Annotated in this window: 1 protein-coding gene; it reads right to left on the reverse strand. The window is 74.1% G+C overall.

What is annotated here, in order from left to right; all coding sequences use genetic code 11:
* Positions 1-4: 4 nt before the first annotated feature.
* Positions 5-688: a response regulator gene (locus EAO75_RS44690; protein ID WP_261989719.1), complete on the reverse strand. Its 684-nt coding sequence runs from the start codon at positions 686-688 to the stop codon at positions 5-7.
* Positions 689-903 lie beyond the last annotated feature (215 nt).

Raw genomic sequence — 903 nt, forward strand, 5'->3', positions numbered from 1 at the left:
CCACTCAACCTACGTTCACCGGGCAGCCATCCCCGCGCCACGACGAAGTGCGCCCGCAGGAGGTCATGCCCGTGCGCCCCGCCTCCACCAAATGCTCCAGATACCGCCGGGCCGTAATCCGGGATATCCCCACGGCCTCGGCGACCCCCGCCGCCGTGAGCCCCTCGCCGGCGTCCCGCACCGCCCCGGTCACCCGCTCCAGCGTCGGCGCGCTCAACCCCTTCGGCAGCGCCGCGGGGCCCGGTGCGCGCAGCGCCCCCAGAGCCCGGTCCACCTCGTCCTGCCCGCTCGCCTCGCCGACCGCGGCATGGAACTCGGCGTACCGAACCAGCCGGTCCCGGAGGGTCGCGAAGGTGAAGGGCTTCAGCACGTACTGCACGACCCCCAGCGACACCCCCTCGCGCACCACGGCGAGATCCCGTGCCGACGTCACCGCGATCACGTCCGCCTGATGCCCCGCCGCCCTGAGCGAGCGCGCCAGCTGCAGCCCGTGCACATCCGGCAGATGCAGGTCGAGCAGCAGCAGGTCCACCGGGGTCCGCTCCAGGGCGCGCCGCGCCTCCGCGCCGGTGTGCGCCTTGCCGACCGCGACGAACCCGGGCACCCGCCCGACGTACATCATGTGCGCGTCCGCCGCCACCGGGTCGTCCTCCACGACCAGAACACGAATCGCCTGCTCGGCCGTCATACGTCACCTCTCGAAACCGCCGCGCCATGGGCACCGGCACCGTCCACCGAGCCACTTCCCCCGCCGGAACCGGTGCCTTCGCCTGAACCCGCCTGGTCCGCGGGGCCGGATCCTTGAGCGCTGCCGGACCCGCGGGCGGAGCGTGCCCGGTCAGCGGAGTCTGCCTGGTCCGTGGGGCCGCGTCCTTCACCGGTGCCGGACCCGTGGGCGGGGAC

It is taken from the genome of Streptomyces sp. UW30 (assembly GCF_008042075.1).
Classification (GTDB): domain Bacteria; phylum Actinomycetota; class Actinomycetes; order Streptomycetales; family Streptomycetaceae; genus Streptomyces.